We start from the raw sequence: 8165 nt of genomic DNA, 5'->3' as shown, positions 1-8165 counted from the left end.
GGCTTTGAGGTCATGCATACGCAGGGTGTTTTTATGAAGATTAACACTCCTAAGATATTGATTATCAAGCGTTTGCATGGCCTTTCTTATTTTAAAATTGTTAAAAATCTAACCCCTAAACGCGTTAGTTGTAGTTAATTATTAGATTTCCATTTGTCGGCTTGTTGCTGAAGCATTGTGTCAACAAGCTTTTCTTTCTTGGATGCAATTTCTTGATGCAAAGCAATTTCTCTGCGTTTTAGGCGGTCAAGTTCAGCCAGTTTCTCTTGTCGTTCAATGGATGGAGGATTGATATCAAGTCCTTTAAGCGCCCTTATCGAAAGGTTCGGAATATTAGTCCCAGCTGATACCGCCTTGAAAAAGTGTTGCGTTCGGTTCGAGTTTAAGAACCAAGCCAAATATTCAGGTAGTAATTTATATTTATCCGGTTTGAGTACTATAAAGCTGTTCACTGCTACAACTCTTCCCAATCCAGGTGGCACTACAAATGCATTAATGTTATAGCCTTTACTAATCATGATTACATCGCCCCCTTCCAGAAAGTAGCGATCCTTTCGCGGCTCAAAGCCACTGATCGATTGTAACCCCTCCGGAATAATGCCGCGATACTTGTCAACATCGCTCATCTGGATTACCTTGGTATCTCCCTCGGAGTCATGTTTGATCTTTGACCGAAAGGAGTATCCCGTTGATATGTTGGCAATTTCGTTTAATTTCATTTCAAATAATTAGTGCTCGAAAGCTTTTCTGCATTCAAAATAATATAAAGCAAGAATTCTGCCAAATTTATACTACTATAATACTTTACAGTACTTTTATTTTTCTAAAAAAATGGTGGGGTAATAATGAAACCGTGAAGTCAACTTCAAAGATGTGCAGTCTTTATGAATATTAAATAAAAAAAGCCCAGCATTATAGCTGAGCTTAAAATCTAAATCTCTTAAAATTTATTTAGGTACAGGCTCAGAATTTGAATTAGTAGATTTTCGGCTATCTAAATATTTAGTCAACTTTTCTTCCATAAATTTATCCTTAGAGCGATAATGACCTAAATAACTTCGCCCTTCAGCTTTTCTACGTTCATTTACTTCCTTAAGCTTTGAATTTTTTTTCTTTTCAGCCATAACTTTTCAATTTACTTCAGTCATTGACTTTTTAGAGTCTCTATCTTCAATAAAGTTAGAATGAAAAACATATGCAAACGTACCTGCAATTGGACTTATTATAGATAATGCATATTCCAATGCCTCTTTCAGGTTATTATCCAACAATAATTCTGTTTGATAGCTTTCGATGTTTAATGTTCCAATAATCAAACTATCCCAATAAATAGGAATTGACCAAAAACTTTTTATTGTATTTTCTCTATCTTGAAAAATATCAAAAAACCTGTCTTTCGCTTCGTCTGAAACTTGATCGCAAAACCCATCAAACTTCTGGACATTATTTACATACTCATGATCTTGTAGTCCAATATTTTGTTGCTTCTCTTCAGGAGCTCTATGAATCAATAATGGTGCACCAGGTAAATTACTCAAAAAGTTGTCATAAACTCTTATATATGAGGGTTTGTAATCACGTTTTTGTGATTTACTACTAATGCCTGTCATTAATAGAAATCCTATAATTGTTTCATCGGTATCGATACCATTATAAAGGTCATATGGATTAGGATTGTCTTCACCTACAGATGAAAGTATTGTTTCAATTTTGTCAGTGGGCACTTTGGAATTAGCAAAAACCATAAGATTACAAGCAATGTGATATTGCCTAGAAATTACAGGTACATCTTTCCTCTCTAAATCTGCAATTACCAATTCAATAGTGTCCTCGACAGCCCTAGCAAATGGTTCAAATTTTTCTTCCCATTCCTTGACTGACCAATTTTGCCATCCTTCAGTGGGACTGTAATCCACGATTTCGTTTAGTAACTTGGATAGATCACCAAGCTTTTCTAAAGTTGGAAGTTTCCTTTTTATTGAATCCGCAAATAATTGGATAAGCGGTCCAACGATAAATAAAATAACTACTACAATTATGTCTGCAGCTAGATATCCAGTGCCAGAAAATCCTGAATAAAGTAATGCTATATAACCAGCATAAATTGGAGTGACAGCATATCCACCTGTCTTGATAATTCTTGGTAGTTTAGGATGTTGAGCGGCCTTTAGCTTAATCCAAGTGGCAAATTTATTTGATAATCTCCGCCACCAAATTTTGGGTTTGTTCCACATTACCTAACATCGCTTATCAGTTTTCATTTACTTCGAAAAAAATCCACTTTGATCACAAGATGAAAGAATCTAATGGATTGATAGTAAGTTTTATTTGAATTCTTATAAGACAGAAAATCAGTCCAAATGCTTAAATGAAAGCAGTATTATAAGGAATTTGACTCGAGAAGATAACTATGCGCAATATTTAAGGCCGAAGTTGATGGCAATATATTGCCCAATCAAAAGATATAAAGCAATGAGTTATTGAGATTATGCTACTTACCTGTTGCATGTTGTAAGCCCAGTAGAATACCAACCAGTTTTTGTAGCCAAATTAAAAATGTTGGCCATATGTTGGACAACCTATTTTAGATAAATAGCTAAATGTTTGATATACAATACTTTAGGCGATTTTTATTGTACCCCCACCAGGAGTCGAACCCGGATTTAAGGTTTAGGAAACCTCCGTTCTGTCCACTTGAACTATGGGGGCGTGGTTTTGTTACTGGTTATTCGTTATTAGTTATTTGGAAAGCTCTGAACTTTATTGCAGCTACCGAACTACTAATAACCAATAACAAAGAACAAACGATAAGCAACCCCGCCCCATAAATTCAAGTATTGTTTTTGCAGTATCGCAATTCTGTCAAATTTCTATATTTTACCTGCGGAACCTGTGTATTGTATTGAAAAATGCGTAGCCTGACTGAATAGCACAATAACATCCGGTTAGCATAATTAAATCGGAGCTAAAAACAACCAATACTGCCAAAAATGACCTCTTCCTTTTCACTGCTTGAGATACCACACACCACTAAAAATCCAACTCCATTATTGCTGCTAATCATTGTCGGCATGTTGAGCGTTGCCTGTGGAACGCAGCAAATTGTCACAGAAGACGAGGCAGGTACAGGCGACGTGGAGGTCATTAACCAGGCCCTCACCGAACTTATCGATCCGGCTGCCACGATACAGGAGCTCGGCAGTGGCTACGAGTGGTCGGAGGGACCGGTGTGGGTGGAAGAGGGCCAGTTCCTGCTGTTCTCCGATATCCCCAACAATGTAATCCACAAATGGACCCCGGGTGAAGGCGTGACCGAATACCTGAAACCGGCCGGCTATACCGGGGAAACGCCCCGTGGCGGGGAGCTGGGCTCCAACGGGCTGTTTATCAGTAATGACGGGCACCTGCTGCTGTGCCAGCACGGCGACCGACGCATCGCCCGCATGGAGGCCCCGCTGGATGAGCCCAAACCTGAATTTACTACACTGGCTGATCGCTATGCCGGCAAACGCCTCAACAGTCCCAACGACCTTGTGCAGCACAGCAACGGCGACATCTACTTTACCGACCCGATGTACGGGCTCGAGCAACGAATGGAGGATCCCGCCAAGGAGCTGGAGTTCCAGGGTGTCTATCGCATTACGACCGATGGGGAACTTATTCTGCTGACGGATGAACTCAGCCGGCCCAACGGCATTGAGCTCTCCCCCGATGAAAAGACGCTCTACGTAGCCAACTCCAGCATGGAGAACCCAATCTGGATGGCCTATGATGTAACGGAGGACGGCAACATCGAAAACGGGCGTGTTTTCCACGACGCCAGTGAATTTACCGGCAAGGAGCCGGGCAGCCAGGACGGCATGGAGGTGGACGCCGATGGCAACATCTACGCCACGGGACCGGGCGGTGTCTGGATTTTTGCCCCTAACGGTGACCTGCTGGGCAAAATTAAGACGAACAAACCGACCGCCAACTGCACCATCGGCCAAGATGGCAAGACCCTTTTCATGACGGCGGATGACCAGCTGCTGAGCATCTCCCTGCGCTGACACCATAAAAACGTTTTACCAAATCTCCTAATAAGGACATTTCAATTTCCCTTAATAGGAGAGTCCAATTCTCATACTAATGAGGATCAAATTGTCACATTAAGGGGAATCAGATCCTCATACTAAGGGGAATTGAATTGTCATACTAAAGGGAATTGGATTCCCGTACTAAGGGGAACCGTCTTCCCATACTAATGGGGATTGGATTCATATACTAAGGGGAAGTTCCTTCTCATAGTAAGGAGACTGCTTCTTGATCTTTTCGTCTACTTTTGATTCAAGACAAAAGAGACACCTGCAAAAAGAAGATCTCACTCCTAATTAAAAAAACCGGGAGTCTTACATTCATCGTAATGTCCATTTTTTTAGCGACAAAAAAATGAACGAAAAAAGTCGCCGCCTGATGAAATTTTTGTTGCGTTCCCTGCTCCTACGCTAAAACCATTTAATTCGCTCCGCTGAGATACACGGATCTCAAACACAAATGGTTTCTTTACGCTCCGGTTTCGGTCACTTTGTTCAACAAAAATTTCGGAGGGCGGGATGAATAGGTAAATAAACTCTAAATACAATCAACGCGTCCCTCTCCCTGCTGGTAGGGAAAGGACAGAGCCTGTACCGAACACTTTCGGTGAGTGGGTCACCCAGAGGGCAACGTTATTTTTATAAAGAAAACCCAACATAAATAACTGGTTATTGCAACAGAAGAAAAACGAAGCATTATTGTTTGACGACCCGCTGGCAGGAGCACAACCAGAGGCTTTCAGTGAGTTCAACGGGGAGGAGTTAAATACTTCTTGTCGTCTCTTTTGCAACAAGACAAAAGAGACACCTCCATTGGGGTATTATATCCTATTTATAACCTGGAGACCTCTTCCATTCGTGGTATTCATTTTTTCGATGAGGAAAAAACGAATCAAAAAACTCACCAAAGAATCCCAGATGTTGTTCTGTAATGCCAAAAACTAACTTATTGCTTTGGAATATCGATTGCTTTTTCATTGGCTTCCTGCAGGGATTCTCTGGGCTCGGGAACATATTGCCAATTTGTCCATAGCTGCCATTTTTCATCGAACCGGTGTGGTCCACTTCCCACAGTGGGCTGCACCTTGAGGTGCTTATTAAAAGACTATTGAACTCAACTGGGGCACGTTTGCAACTTGCGCTTAAAGGCATTTCAATTGTTGAAAGGGCTGGGAAGTTGAAAAGAGTCCCCCTTTTGGCAAATTATGGGTAAAGGATTGGGTGTGGTAACCGAAGGGGGTTTGGGGGATGACCAGCACGAGGGACCTTTTATAGCTGTAACTTTGCCTGCTGATAATAGTACAAACGCCTCTTCGTTTCCCTACTAAAAAAGAATCAAGAATGTCAGAAGTCATCAAATCATGTTACCTGTCAGCGATATTGCTGTTGCTGGCCACACCTGTTTTTGCCCAAAAGACGATACAAGGCACGATAACCGACGCTTCGAGCGGCGAGTCGCTCCCATCGGCCAACATCTCTATAGAGGATACCTACCGCGGTACTATCAGCAACAGCGACGGGCGCTACACGCTCACTATCCCGGACTCCCTGCTCCCGGCCACCATTATGGTGCGCTACTTGGGCTTCAATACCGAGCACCGTACCATAAGCCGGGAATCAGCCAGAACGCAAAATTTCACCCTTGAGCCGTCGATGCTGGAACTTGGAGAAGTTGTGGTAACCGGCGAAGATCCCGCCATCAGCATTATGAGGGAGGTGATTCGCCGCAAGCAGCAGTGGCGGGAGCGGCTGGAGACCTACCGCGCCGAGGCTTATACCCGCCAGTCGATATCCAATGACACCTCCATCGTGATGATCTCCGAGTCGGTTTCTGAGGCGTTCTGGGACAAAGAGCAAGGTCACCGCGAGGTACTAAAATCCAAGCGACAAACGGCCAACATCGAGGCTAGCAGCAATTTCGCGGGCGTTAGCTACTTCCCCAACCTGTATGATGACAACATCGAGATCGCGGGCTTTGAACTGGTGGGAGTTACCCACCCGGATGCCCTGAAATATTACCATTTCAAGCTGGCGGATTACCGCAACATCGACGACCAGGTAGTCTACCAGATCGAGGTTACGCCGGCCCGTAAGCTACAGCCGCTGTTCCAGGGCACCATCTACGTGCTCGACCAAGAATATGCGCTCCTTGAGGTGAAACTAAAACCCAATGATGTCGTCGATTTTCCCCAGCCGGTAAAAAACTTCAATGCGTTTTATGAACAACAGTTCAATAACTACGGGCAGGCGTTCTGGCTGCCCGCCGACATGCGGATTGAGGGCGATATCAAGATTGCGATGGTGGGGCTGGAGTTTCCACAGATCAAATTCCGGCAGATCTCACAGATCACCAACTACAAGGTCAATGTGCCACTTCCCGACTCACTCTACCAGCGCGATGAGGTATTCACAGTCGATTCCACCTCCATCGGCACCGACTCCCTGTTTGTAAAGGCGATCAAATCGGTGCCACTCTCCAGCGAAGAGGAGGAGGCCTACGCCAGCCTGGACAGTACCGCCACCCTGGAAAAAGCGTTTAAGCCATCCGGTTTCCTGGCCCGTTTTATAGACGATGATGAAGAAGAGAACGGGGAAGGCGACAACCCGGGCTTTTTGAGTAGAATACCCGGGGATATCTCCCCTGCTGCACGGTATAACCGCGTGGACCAGCTCTACCTCGGTCTCAGGTATGGCATCGGGCTAACCGACCGGCTGGAGCTGGATCTGAATGGTGGTTACAGCACCGGGTATGAGGAATGGGGTTATGGCGGGGGCCTGGAATACGAGCTGATTGACAGCGATACATTTGATCAAAATATCGGTGGCAGCTACAAGGCCCATACCGCCACGCAATACCAGTCAGCGGTCTACGGCGGGGCTATTTCATCGTTGGCCAACCTGCTCGGGGAACCCAACTACTACAACTATTTCCGCAATGAGGGTTTCCGGCTGTTTACGGAATTCGATCACCATGAAACCGATCTCTCGGCCACGATTGGATATAACCACGAAGAGCATAGAGCCCTCACCCTGCAAACCCGATACGACCTGTTGGGGCGGAACCAGCCCTTCCAGCTGAACCCCGCTATTGAGGAGGGCAACCTGCGATCCATCGACTTTGAAATTGGCTACAACCTGGGGGAGGACTACAATTTCGGGGTCACCGCCCTGAACAGACTTGGATTCTATATCGAACATTCAGACGGTTCACTGGGAAGTGATTTCGACTTCACGCGCTACCGGGCTGATATCTCCTGGAGTATCCCCACCTTTTATCAGCGTCGGTTCCTGTCCAACAGCCTGGACTTAAAACTGACGGGCGGTACGTTCGGCGGCCGGCTGCCCCTGCAAAAAATGGGTATCATCGATGTCAGCGCCACGCATTTTAGTCCTTTTGGCACCCTAAAAACAAGGCAACACACTCCCTACATGGGTGAGCAGTACCTTATGCTCAATGCGGAGCACAATTTCCGGTCGGTCCCTTTCGAAGCGCTGGGACTCAGCAAGCTCGTGGAGTGGAACTGGGGACTCATCCTGTTTGGCGGGGCGGGCAAAACATGGATCTCTGACACGCGAAAACAGGATATCTTCGACCGCACGGGCTACCTGGTACCTGAAACCGGGAACCTGCACCTGGAGGCCGGCCTCTCCCTCAATGGTTTGTTTGGCCTGTTCCGCGTCGACTTTGCCCAGCGGCTGGATCAGCCAGCCTTCATGGTGAATGTGAGTATAGCACGGATCTTTTGATTGGGACAGTTAAATTTGAAATCAAGGCCTGCTTTACTCCACGCAGACTTTCCAACATATTTCACCCAAATCGATACTCAACCACTTTGTTAAGATTAATTCGAATGTCACTGTACTTTATCCAGCTAATATTCCTGTGCAAAGTTTTTTTGAGAGATGTCCAGAATACAAGATCCCTGTGGGAACAGCGATCATAATTAACCTGTGGGACTATCTATTTGGGGCCTTTGCAGAACCCCTTGTTTTGGGGATTTTTCCCAAAACCGATAGGTTTAATCGAACATCGCCAATTTTTAACTCAAATGGAATCTTTTTATGTCGGATAAGCGCCATCAGCTCAGTATT

The 8165-nt window shown here is 44.9% G+C and carries 5 protein-coding genes and 1 tRNA gene; 2 read left to right on the top strand and 4 right to left on the bottom strand.

Annotated features, from left to right (window positions below; genetic code table 11):
* Nucleotides 1–134: 134 nt before the first annotated feature.
* The 4 genes from NC796_RS26205 to NC796_RS26190 form a co-directional block, all read right to left on the bottom strand.
* The gene (locus NC796_RS26205) at nt 135–719 is read right to left on the bottom strand and encodes a restriction endonuclease subunit S (RefSeq protein WP_310688821.1); all 585 of its coding nucleotides are present in this window, start codon (nt 717–719) and stop codon (nt 135–137) included.
* Between the two features lie 228 nt (nt 720–947).
* Nucleotides 948–1124 carry a hypothetical protein gene (locus tag NC796_RS26200; protein WP_310688820.1) on the bottom strand — a complete coding sequence of 59 codons (177 nt, stop codon included), beginning with the start codon at nt 1122–1124 and terminating at the stop codon, nt 948–950.
* Nucleotides 1125–1130: 6 nt separating this feature from the next.
* Complete coding sequence (locus NC796_RS26195; RefSeq protein WP_310688819.1) at nt 1131–2234, bottom strand: hypothetical protein; 1104 nt, start codon at nt 2232–2234, stop codon at nt 1131–1133.
* Nucleotides 2235–2636: 402 nt separating this feature from the next.
* Nucleotides 2637–2709, bottom strand: a tRNA-Arg gene (locus NC796_RS26190).
* 281 nt (nt 2710–2990) lie between these two features.
* On the opposite strand from NC796_RS26190, the gene NC796_RS26185 reads away from it, so the two are divergent.
* Together NC796_RS26185 and NC796_RS26180 are read left to right on the top strand one after the other, a co-directional pair.
* Nucleotides 2991–4049, top strand: coding sequence for an SMP-30/gluconolactonase/LRE family protein (locus NC796_RS26185; RefSeq protein ID WP_310688817.1), 1059 nt, complete (start codon nt 2991–2993; stop codon nt 4047–4049).
* Nucleotides 4050–5414: 1365 nt separating this feature from the next.
* Nucleotides 5415–7820 (top strand): DUF5686 family protein, encoded by a 2406-nt coding sequence (locus NC796_RS26180; protein ID WP_310688815.1) that lies wholly within the window; start codon nt 5415–5417, stop codon nt 7818–7820.
* The last annotated feature ends 345 nt before the right edge of the window (nt 7821–8165 follow it).

This window comes from Aliifodinibius sp. S!AR15-10 (assembly GCF_031569985.1).
GTDB lineage: Bacteria > Bacteroidota > Rhodothermia > Balneolales > Balneolaceae > JAMQKA01.
Note: the sequence above shows the minus strand (reverse complement) of the source record. Positions and strands in the feature narration are given on the sequence as shown.